The sequence below is a fragment of the Natrinema sp. DC36 genome (assembly GCF_020405225.1).
GTDB lineage: Archaea > Halobacteriota > Halobacteria > Halobacteriales > Natrialbaceae > Natrinema.
In genome coordinates this window covers 1241196-1256737 of sequence record NZ_CP084472.1, presented here as the reverse complement: position 1 = coordinate 1256737, position 15542 = coordinate 1241196, and the positions used below count along the sequence as shown (strand labels likewise).

Annotated in this window: 13 protein-coding genes, 1 tRNA gene and 1 pseudogene; 7 read left to right on the top strand and 8 right to left on the bottom strand. The window is 62.9% G+C overall.

The features are described 5' to 3' along the window. Window positions 1–37: 37 nt before the first annotated feature. Window positions 38–2293 (bottom strand): NADP-dependent malic enzyme, encoded by a 2256-nt coding sequence (locus LDH74_RS06820; RefSeq protein WP_226041765.1) that lies wholly within the window; start codon window positions 2291–2293, stop codon window positions 38–40. A 1220-nt stretch (window positions 2294–3513) separates the two neighbouring features. On the opposite strand from LDH74_RS06820, the gene rdfA reads away from it, so the two are divergent. From rdfA to LDH74_RS06805, 3 genes are all read left to right on the top strand, one after another. Further along, window positions 3514–4140 carry a rod-determining factor RdfA gene (rdfA, locus tag LDH74_RS06815; RefSeq protein ID WP_226041764.1) on the top strand — a complete coding sequence of 209 codons (627 nt, stop codon included), beginning with the start codon at window positions 3514–3516 and terminating at the stop codon, window positions 4138–4140. Window positions 4141–4206: 66 nt separating this feature from the next. After that, window positions 4207–6159 carry an archaea-specific SMC-related protein gene (locus LDH74_RS06810; RefSeq protein WP_226041763.1) on the top strand — a complete coding sequence of 651 codons (1953 nt, stop codon included), beginning with the start codon at window positions 4207–4209 and terminating at the stop codon, window positions 6157–6159. 718 nt (window positions 6160–6877) lie between these two features. Beyond that, window positions 6878–7663 (top strand): SRPBCC family protein, encoded by a 786-nt coding sequence (locus LDH74_RS06805; protein ID WP_226041762.1) that lies wholly within the window; start codon window positions 6878–6880, stop codon window positions 7661–7663. Window positions 7664–7804: 141 nt separating this feature from the next. On the opposite strand, the gene LDH74_RS06800 is transcribed toward LDH74_RS06805, so the two are convergent. Both LDH74_RS06800 and LDH74_RS06795 read right to left on the bottom strand, forming a co-directional pair. After that, a complete protein-coding gene (locus LDH74_RS06800) occupies window positions 7805–8395 on the bottom strand; it encodes a hypothetical protein (RefSeq protein WP_226041761.1) in 591 nt (196 codons plus the stop codon). A gap of 122 nt (window positions 8396–8517) precedes the next feature. Beyond that, window positions 8518–9147, bottom strand: a complete 630-nt coding sequence (locus tag LDH74_RS06795) for a metal-dependent hydrolase (RefSeq protein WP_226041760.1) — start codon at window positions 9145–9147, stop codon at window positions 8518–8520. Window positions 9148–9429: 282 nt separating this feature from the next. On the opposite strand from LDH74_RS06795, the gene LDH74_RS06790 reads away from it, so the two are divergent. After that, entirely contained in the window at window positions 9430–9846 is a 417-nt protein-coding gene (locus tag LDH74_RS06790; protein WP_226041759.1) for a hypothetical protein, read from the top strand. A gap of 658 nt (window positions 9847–10504) precedes the next feature. Here the strand turns inward: LDH74_RS06790 and LDH74_RS06785 are convergent. Next, window positions 10505–10578, bottom strand: a tRNA-Val gene (locus LDH74_RS06785). Between the two features lie 40 nt (window positions 10579–10618). Continuing rightward, on the bottom strand, window positions 10619–10885 hold the full coding sequence (locus LDH74_RS06780; RefSeq protein WP_226041758.1) for a hypothetical protein: 267 nt from the start codon (window positions 10883–10885) through the stop codon (window positions 10619–10621). Between the two features lie 77 nt (window positions 10886–10962). Between LDH74_RS06780 and LDH74_RS06775 the strand changes: the two are divergent. Together LDH74_RS06775 and LDH74_RS06770 are read left to right on the top strand one after the other, a co-directional pair. Continuing rightward, window positions 10963–11118 (top strand): annotated as a pseudogene (locus LDH74_RS06775) (quinol oxidase); the annotation flags it as partial. Between the two features lie 144 nt (window positions 11119–11262). Continuing rightward, entirely contained in the window at window positions 11263–11457 is a 195-nt protein-coding gene (locus LDH74_RS06770; protein ID WP_226041756.1) for a hypothetical protein, read from the top strand. 131 nt (window positions 11458–11588) lie between these two features. Here LDH74_RS06770 and LDH74_RS06765 read toward each other — a convergent pair whose 3' ends face one another. Beyond that, window positions 11589–12122 carry a cob(I)yrinic acid a,c-diamide adenosyltransferase gene (locus LDH74_RS06765; RefSeq protein ID WP_226041755.1) on the bottom strand — a complete coding sequence of 178 codons (534 nt, stop codon included), beginning with the start codon at window positions 12120–12122 and terminating at the stop codon, window positions 11589–11591. 133 nt (window positions 12123–12255) lie between these two features. Here LDH74_RS06765 and LDH74_RS06760 point away from each other — a divergent pair, with 133 nt between their 5' ends. After that, entirely contained in the window at window positions 12256–12432 is a 177-nt protein-coding gene (locus LDH74_RS06760) for a hypothetical protein (protein ID WP_226041754.1), read from the top strand. 172 nt (window positions 12433–12604) lie between these two features. On the opposite strand, the gene gcvPB is transcribed toward LDH74_RS06760, so the two are convergent. Next, on the bottom strand, window positions 12605–14149 hold the full coding sequence (gene gcvPB, locus LDH74_RS06755) for an aminomethyl-transferring glycine dehydrogenase subunit GcvPB (protein ID WP_226041753.1): 1545 nt from the start codon (window positions 14147–14149) through the stop codon (window positions 12605–12607). After that, on the bottom strand, window positions 14146–15483 hold the full coding sequence (gene gcvPA / locus LDH74_RS06750) for an aminomethyl-transferring glycine dehydrogenase subunit GcvPA (RefSeq protein WP_226041752.1): 1338 nt from the start codon (window positions 15481–15483) through the stop codon (window positions 14146–14148). The genes gcvPB and gcvPA overlap by 4 nt, the downstream gene beginning before the upstream one ends. Between the last annotated feature and the right edge of the window lie 59 nt (window positions 15484–15542).

Below are 15542 nucleotides of genomic sequence, written 5' to 3'. Positions count from 1 at the left end.
CGCGAACGACGACTGACGACGATAGCCGGTCCGCCGATCAGGACTCGTCGTCCTGCGCGTCGACCGACGCCACGGCCGCGAGGTTGACGATGTCCTTGACCTCGTCGCCCCGCTGGAGGACGTGAACCGGTTCGTCCATCCCGACCAGCATCGGGCCGATAGCGTCGGCCCCACCGAGCCGCTGGAGCAGTTTATAGCCGATGTTACCGGCCTCGAGGTTCGGGAAGACCAGCACGTTCGCCGGTTTCTCGAGATCGCTGAACTCGTAGGTGCCGGTCAGCATCTCCTCGAGGACGGCGGTGTCGGCCTGCATCTCCCCGTCGACGGGGAAGTCGACGCCGGGATCAGCACGGAGCCGACGGGCCGCTTCGCGAGGTTTCCGCGTCCCTTCGTTGTCGACGCTGCCGAAGTCCGAGTACGAGAGGAGGGCGGCGCGAGGCTCGACGTCGAACCGGCGAGCCAGCGCTGCGGTGTGGCGAGTGACTTCCTCGAGGACGTCCTCGTCGGGAGCCTGATTGACCGTCGCGTCGGCCACGAAGATGACACGATTCTTGAACGTCAGCATGTAGACGCCGGCGGCGTAGTCGGCGTCGTCGGCCGTGCCGATCACCTGCAGGGGCGGCCGGAGCGCCGACGGATAGTGGTTCGTCAGTCCCGTCAGCATCGCGTCGGCGTCGCCGCGGTCGACCATGACGCTGCCGAAGTAGTTGGTGTCGTCGCGGATCATCGACGCTGCCTCGCGGCGAGTGACGCCGTTGCGCTTCCGTCGCTCGTAGAGGTGTTCGGTATACGCTTCGTACTCGCCGCCCTCGGGGTCGACGACGTCCGGTTCGAACTCGAGGCCGAGATTCGTGACCGTGCTTCGAACCTCGTCCTCGTCGCCGATCAGAACCGGCTCAGCGATGCCTCGTTCGACGATCTGGGAGGCCGCCCGTACGATCGTCTCGTCGGTCCCCTCGGCCAGCGCGATGCGCTTCGGATCGGATTTCGCCTTGTTCAACACGACCCGCATCATCTCTCGGGACTTGCCGAGTCGCGCCTCGAGGGCTTCGACGTACTCGTCGACGTCGAGGTCGACACGGGCCGCGCCGGAATCGATCGCTGCCCGCGCGACTGCGGGGGCGACCTCGAAGAGGACGCGCGCATCCAGCGGCTTCGGAATGATGTAGTCCGGGCCGAACTGGAGCGGCCGATCGCCGTACGCCTTCACCACCGAGTCCGGCACGTCCTGTTTGGCCAGCTCGGCCAGCGCCGACGCCGCCGCGACTTTCATCTCCTCGTTGATCTCGGTCGCACGCACGTCGAGTGCGCCGCGGAAGATGAAAGGGAAACCGAGGACGTTGTTGACCTGATTCGGGTAGTCGGAGCGGCCGGTGGCCATGATAACCGTATCGTCGCGGGCGTCTTTGGCGTCCTCGTAGCCGATCTCCGGATCGGGGTTGGCCATCGCGAAGATGATCGGGTCGTCGGCCATCGATCGGACCATCTCCTGACTGACGATGCCGCCGGCCGAGAGGCCAACGAAGACGTCCGCGCCCGCTATCGCCTCCGCGATGCCGCCTTCGGGTACGTCGCTGGCGAACTCCCGATTATACTCGTTCAGATCGCCGGACTCGGCCCGTTCAGTGGTCAGAATCCCGTCGATATCGCACATCGTGATGTTCTCTCGTTTGACACCCAGTGAGACGTAGAACTTGGCCGTCGCGACCGCGGCCGCACCCGCACCGGCGAACGTGACCGCGAGCGACTCGAGGTCCTTGCCGGAGATTTCGACGGCGTTGAGCAGCGCAGCCCCGCTGATGATTGCGGTGCCGTGTTGGTCGTCGTGAAAGACCGGGATCGACAGCCGATCTCGGAGGCGTTTCTCGATTTCGAAGCAGTGGGGAGCCGCGATATCCTCGAGATTGATACCGCCGAACGTCGGCTCCATCGCGGCGACCGATTCGACGAACGCGTCCGGTTCGTCGAGGTCGAGTTCGATATCGAACACGTCGATGTCGGCGAACCGCTTGAACAGGACGCCTTTGCCCTCCATGACCGGTTTCGACGCCTGTGCACCGATGTCGCCGAGTCCGAGCACGGCCGAGCCGTTCGAGACGACGCCGACGAGGTTGCCCTTCGTCGTGTACTGGTAGGCGTCGTCCGCGTCCGCGTCGATCTCTCGACACGGCGCGGCCACGCCCGGCGAGTACGCCAGCGAGAGGTCGCGTTGCGTGTTCGTCGGTTTCGTCGTCGAAATCTCGATCTTGCCCGGCGGATCGGCACGGTGATACTCGAGCGCGTCTTCATCCATTGTTGTGCTCGTGTGTCGCCAGCGGATCGACAAAAGTGTACGCTTCTGATCGGCCGATTCACGCCGTTAGAGAGCCGGTCTGTACCAAAAATCCGTGATCAATCCGCGGCGTGACGCGGAACGTGACCGCAATCGACACATCCCCACGATCGCCGTTCGAACGAGAGTTTCCCCTCACAATCTGGACATCGATACGTCTGTCCCACTACTTCTTCGGGAGCTGTCATGGCTCCCCCTTTGGGAAGGGCCGTGTTAAACTTATTCCCCTTCAGCGACGACGGGCGTGAAACGGAATCTCCACGACGACGAACAGCAATTGCCGGTCGATATCGCGCTGAAAATTCGCCGTCGCTCGTCGACAGGAGCCGCCACGGGTCTGTCCATCGAATCGGAGCGAACGACTCGAGCCAGCCGGGTCGCACACCGTTCGGTAATGGGAAACAACGTTTTGATCTCGCCGGTTTCATCGGCGACCCAGCCGGTAGTAGCAGACGCCGTCTATCGGAGCGGGTATCCGACCTGCGGCGGTCGAACCGATGGCCTGCGACGCAGTCTTCGCCACCACTCTACTCGTCGACCGACTGAGTAGCGTTCGACAGCGAGAACCGGGCGTTCAGATCGGAGGACGAACGAACGCGACACCCCGTTCGGACACCGTGAACACGCTGCTCCTCGCGGCTATCGCCGACCGGACCCGTTACACGATCGCGCAAACGGAAATCTCACGTTCGAACGGCACCAAACGGCGGTTCGTCCGCGAACCGCGACGGGGCCTCGTCCCGAGGAGGATCCGAAAATCGAGCCAACACAATTACAGCCCTATCTCTGTAACCGCCGGTGGCCGACGGCCTGCGAGTGGCCAACAAACCGCCGGCGATCGGTACCCGCTGCCGCTACTCTCTGGGGACCGCTCCGCCAACCGGGACCACGGTTGAGAGGTCAGCGTACGAATAGGTATAGCGCGATGATTGGAAGTCTCCTCCCATGACGGACCGCGTTCCATCGGGTTGTAATCGCGCTTGTATTGCACGTTTCATCGGCAGACGACAGCGTATCGTCAAACATACATATTGTCGATCGGAGCCGTCTCGTATTCGATAGATTACAAAATCGTACTACAGACCGTTTCCGATACTAATATGATAGTCGAGTGTGTACGTGGCCAGGGTCCTATTGCGGTAACCGCAACACTTGTACGATAGGCGTCAGTGATTTCCGGTATGACAGACGACTCGAGCGGTGGGCGTCGGACCAAAATCGAGCGGGTGATAGACCAGTACGACCTCGAGTCGTGGGGGGATCGCCTCGAGACCGAGTGGATCGGCGACGGAACGGACCGAACGAGTCTCCGCGACCTCGCGACGGAGTTCAACAAGGCCGTCCTCCGAGCGGCCCTCCGCGATGCGGGCGGATCGGTACTCGATTCCGATATCGAAACGCTCTATCGAACGTTAACGGACGATGACGTGTCGCGCTCGGACGCGGTTAGAAAGCGTCGCGAACTGGAACGATCAGGGGTCGACATCGACGCCGTCCGCTCCGATTTCGTCACTCATCAGACGATCTATACGTATCTCACGAACGTTCGCGACGCGTCCCTTCCCGACGAGGACACCGAGGACCGACTCGAACGAAAGAAAGAGACCGTTCAGCGACTCGCCGGCCGAACGCAAGTCGTCACGGAATCCACGCTCGAGGAACTGAGAAACGCCGAGGAAATTACGGACCGGGAGTACGACGTCTTCGTCGATGTCCGGACCATTTGCGGGAACTGCGGAACCGACTATTCCGTCGCCGAGTTGCTCGATCAGGGCGGCTGCGACTGTGAGAGCGGGGAGATGTCATAACGTAACACGTCGGAAAAACGGCCGTTACCGCATAGCATTTATAGCCGGCGGCGTGAAATAACCCTCGTGTCATCTCCAGAGTCAGTCACCTCGTCGATTACCGTTCTCGCGGAGAATATCGGCGGTATCGATAGTAGCGAGGTAACGCTTCAACCCGGCGTCAACGTCCTGACTGGACGGAACGCGACGAACCGAACGTCGTTTCTCCAGACGATCATGGCCGCGCTGGGCAGTCGGCGCTCCTCGCTGAAAGGCGATGCGGACGCCGGTCGCGCCGAATTGGAATTCGACGGTGAACAATACGAGCGATACCTCGAGCGACGCAACGGCGAAGTGGTCTTCGACGGTGATCCCTATCTCGACGATCCGGAACTCGCGGACCTCTTTGCCTTCCTGCTCGAATCCAACGAAGCACGCCGGGCAGTGAGACGCGGCGACGAGCTTCGCGAACTCATCATGCGTCCGATCGATACGGACGAGATCGAAGCCGAAATTTCCACCCTCGAGGCCGAAAAACGCGACCTCGACGATCGCCTCGAGCGGCTCGAACAACTCGATTCCGAACTCCCGGGGCTCGAGTCGAAGAAACGGGAACTCGAGGACGAGATCGAAACGACAACTGAGGAAATCGCCGATCTCGAGGACGAACTCGAGGCGTTCGATCTCGACGTCGAGGCGAGCCGCGACCGGAAAGCGGAGATCGAATCGGCGTTCGCCGACCTCCAGACGGCGCGGACCGAACTCGAGTCCATCGAGTACGATCTCGAGACCGAACGGGAGAGCTACGCCGAACTCGAGCGGGAACGCGACGAGCTGGAGGCGGAACTCGAGGCCTTTGACGACGATCACGAGTCGGCGGATCGGCTCGAAGGGCGGATTCAGGAGCTTCGCGCCCGAAAGCGGTCGCTCGATACGACCGTTAGCGAACTGCAGAGCGTGATCCGATTCAACGAGGAACGGCTCGCAGACGACGGGTTCGAGCTGGATCTCGAGGACCACGTCGAATCGGCGGACGAAGACGACGGCGACATTACCGAACAACTCCTTGCGGACGACGACGTCGTCTGCTGGACGTGTGGCTCGCAGGTCGGCCGCAACCGGATCGAATCGACGCTCGAGCGATTGCGATCGCTCCGCCAGGAACAGCTCGAGGAACGAAGCGAGTTGCAAGCACAGATCGACGAACTCTCCTCGCGTCGGAAGGAGATTCGCGAGCGAACACAGCGACGAGGGAAAATCGAAACGCGGCTGTCGGCGATCGACGACGAACTCGAGCGCCGCGAACAGCGCATCGAGGAACTCGACACCGAAGTCGAACAGCAACAGGCACGTATCGACGAGCTCGAATCAGAGGCCGAAGCGTTCGAAAACGCGGAGTACGGCGACGTTATCGACACCCACCGCGAACTGAACCGTCTCGAGCTCGAACTCGAGGGACTCGAGGACGACCAAGACGACGTCCAGGCCCGAATCGAGGAGATCGAGGACAAAATCGAGGAGCGAAGCGAACTCGAGGACCGCCGCGAGGGCGTCGAAGCAGAGTTGACCGACCTCAGGACGCGCGTCGACCGGATCGAAGAAAACGCCGTCGACGCGTTCAACGAGCACATGGAGTCGATCCTGTCGATCCTCGAATACCGAAACATCGACCGCATCTGGATCGATCGTCGTGAGAAGACGGTCCGGGAGGGGCGGCAGAAGGTCACGCGGACCGCGTTCGACCTGCACATCGTTCGGTCGACCGACGACGGAGCGACGTACGAGGATACCGTCGATCACCTCTCGGAGAGCGAACGCGAAGTCACCGGACTGGTCTTCGCACTCGCAGGCTATCTGGTTCACGACGTCTACGAAATCGTTCCGTTCATGCTCCTGGATTCACTCGAGGCGATCGACTCGACCCGAATCGCCGATCTCATCGAGTACTTCGAGGAGCACGTCGACTGTCTCGTCGTCGCTCTGCTCCGCGAGGACGCCGAAGCGCTCTCGGACGAGTACGCCTACGTTCGGGAGATCTAAGCCGCTGAGCGATGCCGATCCGGAACGACTGAATCGGTTCGTGCAATTCGTTCGGTGCTGCCGACAGTATCCCGTACATAGCATACACATAACAGTACTCCAAGCGGAGATAGTTCAGCGACCTTTGTTTGACCCGCTGGTCGATGGACGCCCTCCCGGGGGAACTCAATAACTGTATCCCTCTCCCGTCGGTGTCTTTCGTCGTCGAATCGATTCGTCTCGACGGTCTCGTATTGCCTCTTCCCGTCCGAAGGAATCTCCCGCAAGAGTTGTTCTTGTAAAATATAAATAATAGTATCGTACGGTAGCAATCAAATGAACTATATGATTGGAGAGAGGGAGCAGTCCGTGCCCTAAATCGTCTATCGGATCGAGGGAAATTGCGAAACGATCAACTGGTGACATTGGGTTGGCGTGTACAGTACACGGGTCCCACGCGACTCGAACGGCCCGGTTGCTGGTATCGTCGGCGACCGAACACCGGTACGCGTTGCATTTGCAGTTGTAAGCTACAATATCACCGCCGTCCTGTTTGCCGTGTGAACTATTCCGAAACGAGACCGACACGGCCCCATTCGACGGTGGTACCGACACGGCCCCATTTGATGGTGGAACCGACGCGATCGAGGGAAACGGAGGGTTCACCGACCGATGAGCCGCTACTGCGCCGGCGAGCGGCCGTTCGCTCGTTCGAACTAACCGACGCACTTGTGACAGCATGAGCGATCACGTAACGGAGCCGATCCCTGGCGACTCGGACGGTGAGACGACCGAATCGGAACGCGCTCGTGGCGACCACTCCATCGGTCGTGGCGAACGACTGGCCGCCACGGCTTTCGGCGGCGCACTGGTTGTCGCCGGACTCAGGCGACGGTCGCTCGTCGGCGGAGCGATGGCACTGGGCGGCGGCTGGCTCGTCGCTCGAGGACTGAGCGGTGCGAGCCGCCCCCTCAGGACGCTCGGTTCAGTAGCGACCGAAGAGCTCGATGGACCGACCCTCGGCGGTGCTGTGGGACCGATGACGGTCGATCGGACGATCACGGTCGGCGTCCCTGCGGACGAACTCACAGCGTACTGGCGCGATCCGGAGCAGTTGACGCGAATCATGGGTCCCGTCGCCGAGGTGACGGAGGCCGGCGAAGACCGCCATCACTGGGAAGTACACCCGCCACGGGGACCGTCCCTGACCTGGGAGACGGAAATCGTGGACGACCGGCCCGGAGAACTCCTGCGGTGGGAGTCGCTCGAGGGAGCGACGATTCCGGCCGACGGCGAAGTTCGCTTTCGGCCGGCCCCGGGGGATCGAGGGACCCAAGTGACGCTTCAGTTGCAGTTCGATCCGCCCGGCGGCAAACTGGGAGCCGCAGTGGTGCAGCGACTGGGAATCGTCCCGAAGACGATCGCCCAAACGGCGCTACGCCGATTCAAGAGTCTCGCCGAAACGGGAGAAATACCGACGCTCGAGGCCAATCCGTCCGCACGCGGAAGCGGCGATCTCGTGTGAACGCACGGTGCCAGCGTCGTGTGAACGCCGGTACCGGCTGGACGACACAGCCGCTGCGTACAGCGCCTGAGTTCCCCTCGATCGACAATCGGCGGTTACGGCCAGAAACAGCCGACCGGGACGCGGACGAAGCGTCCGTCGTCAGGGCTGTGAATCGGAAGTCGACGACGGGCTCTCGTCAGTCGATATCAGGTTCTTGAGGAGGGAGTCACCGAGTACGGCCACGACGAGAGCGCCGACGATATCGAAGACGAGGTCGAAGAACGTGTCGGCCGCCCCATACGAAACGAGTACGGGTTCGAGTCCGAGGCGAGAGGCGGTCGCGTGAATAGCGTACTCGGCGACCTCCCACAGCACCCCTGCGCAGGCGACGATGGCGACGACCCAGGGCCGCGGGTCGCGCCCGCGGCGACGGGCCGCGGCGAAGGTTAGTCCGCCGAGAATCGTCGCCGAGTGCGTGTGGGTCACGTGATCCCACCACCAGATGTCATCGTAGGGACCCAGCATTCCGACTGCGTGAGTGAGCATCGCCGTACTCAGATACGCGCGTTGCCACGGCCTGAACGTCACGTCGTATCGGCGTTCGACGGCTCCGGGAAGAAACGTCGCCGCGATCGAGACGATTGCGTTGAAAACCGCCCCCGGATCACGCCGACGGAAACCGACGACGAGGACGGCGAGGATCGCGTACCGGACACCGCGATCGGCCTCGCTGGCTACCGATGTCTGCATTGGTTTGGTAGCAGATTGCAGTCGAGGCGCATAACGATACTGAAAGGAGACGAGTCTGCGGTCGCCGCCGCTCGGCGAACACTACCAGCGCAGGAATCGGTCACTCCCAGCGCGAAAGTCGGTCACTTCCCGCGTTCGGGTCCGTACCGAGCGGGGAGCACTGCCAGGAGGCGATCCGAGAGCGTCCGGACCAGGTATCCCGCGACGAGGACTTCCGCGATGGTCGGGAGCAGCCGTCGAACGGCCGTATAAACGACCGCGATGACCAGCGCGGCTCCCACGACTAATCGGAGGACGCCGTCGAGAGCGATCAGGAGCGGGACGGCGATGGCGAGCGAGAGCAGCAAGTCCTCTGGCGCGCCGTCGTAGCGGATCCAGCGACGCGGCGCGAGCCACCGCCCTCGACGATGGTCGTAGACGGCGCGGCTCGAGGTCGCCTCCCACGGCCGCAGTTCCAACCCGCCGCCGAAGATATCCATGACGCTGTGGACGGCCGCACCGAGCAACAGGAACGTCGCAGCAATCGTCACCGTCGTCGGGACGAGCACCGCGAACGGAGCCACCGCAACGGCGAGCACCGAATAATAGACGGGATAGTGCAGCGTCTTTCGATGACCGACGTACATATCCAGATCGGGAAGAATACCACCGAGCAGGCCGGCAGTGAGCGCGACGCCGGCGAATTCGGGGGCGATAGCGGCAAGCGGGAGGGCGAGGGCCAGCCCGATGAGCGCGTGCGTTGGCAGCATCATTATGTCGTACTACAGGCAACACAGCCGTTTGAGTATGTCGGTGGTTACGTCAGCAGCGGTCGGCCGCTAGAGTCGCATGCTGTGGTTCCGTTCGGCCACCGATCGGCACCCCGACGGACTCGAGGTCGTCGCGATCCGCGTGAATTCGAGCGCGTCGCGACGGCTTTCCGCCGGAACTGCTCGCTCGTGTCGCCACGACACGACGACCCAACGAACGACTGTCCAGCGACTGTCACGGTTCTCGAGGGCAACCTTTGATGGGGTTCGACACGAAATCACAGCGTGATGGCCGCCGATGGATACAAACTGTTCGGTGTCTACCTCTCGGAGGACGTCTTCGACGCGCTCGACGAATTCCTGTACGAAGACGCCGGCGTCGTCGACTACGAGGAGTACTTCGATCCGACCGCCTCGACGGTCCCCGCGGGCGATCCGGGTGCCGACGCGACCGACAGGCTCGTCTCGGCGGTCGTGGCGGACTTCGCAGAACTGTACGACGAGGCGGATTTCGAGGCCCCTCGAGGCGTCGATTCCGACGCGTTCGTCCTCGCCCATCTCGCGGCCGAGCCCCAGACGATCGCCGCCGCTCGCGAACGCTTTCAGGCGGCCGCCACGATCCGAGAGACGGACCTCCGAACGGTCCACACCGCGATCCTCTCGACGATTCTCTCGCGGGAGTCGGCACACGAGGGCCCCTGACTCCCGAGGCATTGTTCAGAGTAGCTGATTCCTGCAGTATGCGTAGCGCTGGAGCCGTGTTTCAGCGGTTGTCGGTTCGGCATTGCCAAAATGGTTCGCAAACTGGTATATGAGCCATTTTGTCTCCTAAAATAGGCGTTCGGAAATGTTCCGGTTCCCGTGTTTTTCGTATCGAAATCGGAGTCCGTGCCGATGGAGTGCTGCGTTGAGACATGAGCTGGAATCGATGAGAAACACAGCGCTCCCGACGGCGCGTTTCTCGGTGAGTTCGGAGAGAAAGATCGAGGTAACGCCTTCCTTCCGCGTTGGAAAGAGGCGGATATGAAGGAATCCGTTTGTCACGGGATTGACGGCAGCATTCAGCCAGTAGCGTTGATCGTCGAGGTGGCTCACCGTTTCCTCGAGCGTGACGTGATCCGGCTGTTTTCCAGCTGTGGGCTGTAAATCAGCTTTCTGCACTCAGCTGTGAACAGTCGAGAATTCCCGTTCAACACCAGAATTCTCCAATATGAAAATAGTTTATAAGAGTGATAATACGCGCAGCTGAAGTTGGATACTGAGTTCCATTTAGCTCGTGCGGTGTCTGAACGACTGAGTGGATTCTACGAATCCGAAACTTCGATCCTGTTGCTCGCGAATTTGCTCGCGACAGAAGTAGTGGGTTGGGGCGGATTTGAACCGCCGACTTCCTCCGTGTGAAGGAGGTATCATAACCAACTAGATCACCAACCCGCACGAGGAAATTCCCGTGCGTTTGACTTAAGACTTCCTTTCAGCGGTCGTCCGCAGCCACCCTCGAGCGGCTCACGCGATCACGCGCGGAATCGAGCGCCGTGAAGACCCTCGTTTCGGCTCGTTGCTCGAGGTCGGTCACGTCCTGGCGAACCCGGTCGACGCGGCCGGGTTCCGGGTCGCGCTCTCGGCCGAGCGACGATCGGACCCGATCCGTGACTCCGTCCGTCTGCTCCACTACACCGAATCGAGCGTGCTCGGCGGCTCGTCGCAGGTAGTATAGGCTGTCGTGGAAGTGTTTGTTCATGTGATTCTCTCCCATAGAGAGGCCGGACGAGAATATAGTTCTTTCGCGACCAACAGAATTCGAGCGTGCGGAGCAGCGTCGTGACGCCGCCCATGCACGACTTCTGGGCAGTGCCCGAGGACACGCAGCAAGGCGAAATGACCCGCTTCCTCAAGAACGTCGAACTGTTGGGCGCATCCCTGATCGTGCTGGTCATCGCCGGCGTGGGATACGCGCTGAACATCGGCCTGTAGTCCGTCCGGACGAACGAAGTCGTCTCTACGGTCAGCAGAGGGAGTGTATTCACCGGAATCCGGTCCGCGCGCCGTGTCGATCGGTGACGAAATCCAATCTGTTTTGGAGGGCAGTTCAAGCGGGCGGTCGTCGACTGGTAGAGTATGGCAACGAACGAGACGGCCTCTGGCTCCCGAGAGCGGAAACGGTTCATCGTGGAATGCAACGGCTGTGAGTACGAGCGATCGGCAGACGGCCGCGACGAAGCGACGCGAATCGGAACCGACCACCGACGAGAGACGGGACACGATCTCGTCGCTATCGAATTACCGCCGATGACCGAAACCGAGCGCTCGTAATTCCACGCCGTTCGGGGCCAGACGCGGTCCGCGATGGGGCGATAGTGAGTCGAGCCGATATCGAAGGCTAGAGCCGTCGTCTCGAGGATAGCTATCGCGGAAATCGAAGCCGATTTCCTGACCGTTTGCACCTAGTAGTCCGGCGTATCCTCCGGTTCGCCGTCGCGAGCGTTGACCACGCGAGCGAACGTGAACAGCCCGTCCGAGAGCCGGTTGAGGTACTGGACCGCGTCCTCGTTGATCTGCTCCTCGCCCGCGAGCGCGACCGCCCGCCGCTCCGCTCGTCGACAGACCGTGCGAGCGTGGTGAAGCGCCGCCCCGCGTTCGCTGCCGGTCGGGAGGATGAACGAGGTCAAGGGCTCGAGTTCGTCGTCGTACTCGTCGATCCAGTCCTCGACGGTCTCGACGTGATCGGGACGGATCGCGGGATCGTCCTCGTCCGGATCGGGATTCGCGAAGTCCGCCTGGACGACGTGGAGGTGGTTCTGGATCGCCGCCAGCCGATCGTCGATATCGTCGTGGTCGGTCGGTCGGATCGTCCCGAGCAAGGCGTTGAGTTCGTCGACGGTCCCGTAGGCCTCGATACGGGCGCTGGACTTCGAGACGCGGGTCATGTCCCGAAGGTCCGTCTGCCCGTCGTCGCCGCGACCGGTGTAGATCGACATGGCTGGACCGACGGAGGGATCGCACTTAACTTCCCTGTCACTCGACGCGCCGCGGTTCGCGTTCGCTCCGGAGATTCGATTCGGGGCCTCGAAAATCAGTACGTTAAACTCGCTTCGCTCTCTAGGGTCACGTATGGCTCTGGAACTCGTACACGAGTGTCCCGATTGCGGGGGCGAGAAGACGTTCTACCGCGCCGCCAGCACGACGCTCCACCTCGGCGAGAAGGTCAAGTGGCACTGCCCGGACTGTGACTACGGGTTCGTCCGAATCGGCGACGACGGAACCGCAGTCGACTCGAGCACGGCATAGACTCGATTCCGAACCGGTCGTCTCGACCCGCGTTTCGCGGAAAATCTTCTGCTGATGGTTTTGCCGCAGTAGAAACGCCAGCGAGTCCCGCGACAGGCTGCCACAACCGAGTCCGTGATTCGATCGAATACCCGCACGGTTGCCGAACGGAGACCGCGAACCGATCGATCGCTTACGAGTCGTCCGAAAGCGCCTGCCACGACAGTCGCGGGTTCCGCGCGGCGCTCGTCTGGTCGATTCGACGGGCAGTAGTGCGTTCCGGCGCGGCCTCGAGCGTCGCATCGTCCTCGCCGGCGACCGCGTTGAACGCGGCGGCGAGTCGATCGAGAGTGTCCTTGCTCTCGATTTCGGTCGGTTCGGTCATCAGGGCCTCGGGGACGATCTCGGGCCACTTGGTCGTCGGTGGATGGACGCCGTAGTCGAGCATCCGTTTCGCGACGTCAGCGGCGTCCTGTTCGCCGGCGCTGGCGACGAACTCGTGGTGGAACGGGCCGTAGGGGATGTCGTACTCGATCAGCTCTGCGAGATAGTTCGCGTTGAGCACCGCGGAGGCGCTCGCGTCCGCGAGTCCCTCGTCGCCGAGGCGGGCGATGTAGGCGAACGCCTTGAGGAGCACGAGCCAGTTGCCGTCGAACCCGTGGACCTTGCCGATCGTGTGTTCGGGATCGAACCGCTCGTAGACCGGATCGCCCCCTTTCGAGACCTCGCTACGCTCGCGGACGCGCGGTGCGGGCAGGAACGGAGCGAGGTCGTCGACGACGCCGACCGGACCGGCACCCGGCCCCCCGCCGCCGTGGGGCGTCGCGAACGTCTTGTGAACGTTGTAGTGCATCACGTCGAAGCCCATGTCGCCCGGCCGAGCGCGGCCGAGCAGGGCGTTCAGGTTCGCCCCGTCGTAGTAGAGCAGGCCGCCGACGTCGTGAACCATCGCCGCGATTTCGGTGATGTCGCGCTCGAACAGCCCGAGCGTGTTCGGGTTGGTCAGCATGAGCGCCGCGGTGTGCTCGGAGAGGGCGGCCTCGAGCGCCTCGAGGTCGACTCGTCCCTCGTCGTCGCTGGGCAGGGAGACGACGTCGTAGCCACCGAGCGCGGCGCTGGCGAAGTTGGTCCCGTGGGCGCTCTCCGGGATGATGACCTCGTCCCGATGGCCCTCGTCGGTGTGTTCGTGGTACGCCGCGGCGACGCGGATCCCGACGAACTCGCCGGCCGCGCCGGCGGGCGGCTGGAGCGTCACCGCGTCCATCCCGCCGATCCGTCCCAGATAGTCTTGCAACCGGTAGAGGAGTTCGAGCGTCCCCTGGACGGACTCCTCGGACCGATCCGGGTGAACGGCGGCCGACGGAAGCGCGGCCACGTCCTCGGTGAACTTCGGGTTGTACTTCATCGTGCACGACCCCAGCGGGTAGGGCCCGCTGTCGATCCCGTAGATCATCTGCGAAAGTCGCGTGTAGTGACGCGCTAATTCGGGTTCGGAGAGTTCGGGCAGCTCGAGCGAGTCCCGCGTCAGGTCGTCGGGGAGCGGCGATCCGTCGGCATCGCGTCGGGCATCGCGACCGTCACTATCGCCGCCGGTGTCACCACCAGTACTATCGCCGATCTCGACCCGCGTCTGATCCTTTTCGGAGAGCAGCGGTTCGTACTCACCGTTCTCGATGTATCGGGCTTGGTCGTAGCGCGACTGTGCGGCGTCGCGGTCCTCGAATCCGTCGTCACTCATCGTGCCACCTCCTCGAGGGCTTCGACGAAGCGGTCGATCCGCTCGTCGGGAACGCCGGCGATACAGACCTGAATCTCGTGGTCACCGAGGACGTGAACCGCGAAGCCGAGTCGCTCGAGGTCCTCGGCGACGGCCCGTGCGGGCTGGTCGACGCGGGCGACGAACTCCCGGACGTGGTGGCGGTCGTGGACCGGCGCTTTGACGCCGACGATGTCGTCGAGGCGCTCCGCGAGGTCCCGCGCTCGCGTGACGTCGCGTTTCGCGAGATCGACCATCCCGGTCGGCCCGAGGACGGCGGCGTGTATCGCGGTTCGGAGCGCGACCCAGGCCTGGTTCGTACAGATATTGCTCGTCGCGCGTTCCCGGCGGATGTGCTGTTCGCGGGTCTGGAGGGTGAGCGTGAACGCCCGGCGGTCGGTCGCGTCCTCGCTGACACCGACAAGTCGGCCGGGAACCTGGCGCAGGTACTCCTCGCGCGTCGCAAAGAGGCCGAGTCCCATTCCGTAACTCGTCGGGAGGCCGAGCACGCTCGCGTCGCCGACGACGACGTCGGCACCGACATCGACGGGCCGCTCGAGTAGGGACAGCGCGATCGGATCCGAGCCGAGCGCGTAGAGCGCGTCGTTGTCGTCAGCGAGGTCGCCGACCGCCGCGAGGTGCTCCTCGATCGTCCCGCGCACGGTCGGGTTCTCGGCGTAGAGCATCACGACCTCCTCGTCGACGGTCGCCTTGAGCCCTGCGAGGTCGACGTTCCCGTCGTCGATCGGATACTCCTCGACGGCGAGATCGGTACCGGACACGTAGTTCTCGAGCGTGCTCCGCCGTTCTTCCCGCAGGAGTTCGGGAACGAGCACGCGGTGGCCCGTCGTCTCGCGGACGCGATCGGCCAGCGTCGCGGCCTCGCCGAGCGCCGTCGCCGCGTCGTAGATCGAGCAGTTCGCGATCGTGAGGCCGGTCAGTTCGACCAGCAGCGACTGGTACTCGAACAGGGCCTGCAGGAACCCCTGTGAGATCTCCGGCTGGTACTGCGTGTACGACGTGAGAAACTCCGAGCGATCCGCGAGGTGGTCGACCAGCGACGGAATGTAGTAGCCGTAGTGGCCGCGTCCGAGCAGTTCGGTCACGTCGTCGTTGCGACCCAGGATAGATCGAACCAGTCGTCGCGTTTCCCGTTCCGTGCGTGCGTCGATGCCGAAGCGGCCCTCGAACGCGACGTCGGCCGGAATGTCGAAGAGGTCTTCGACACTTCCCGCACCGACCGCCTCGAGCATCGCCGCGCGGTCCTCGTTCGTGTGGGGAGCGTACGGGCTCCCCGTGGCGTGTGATCCGTGCATGATTAGCGGTGGTCTCGATCGATCGCTCCCGTCCGCCCCCACCCGCGTCGATTGCGTCG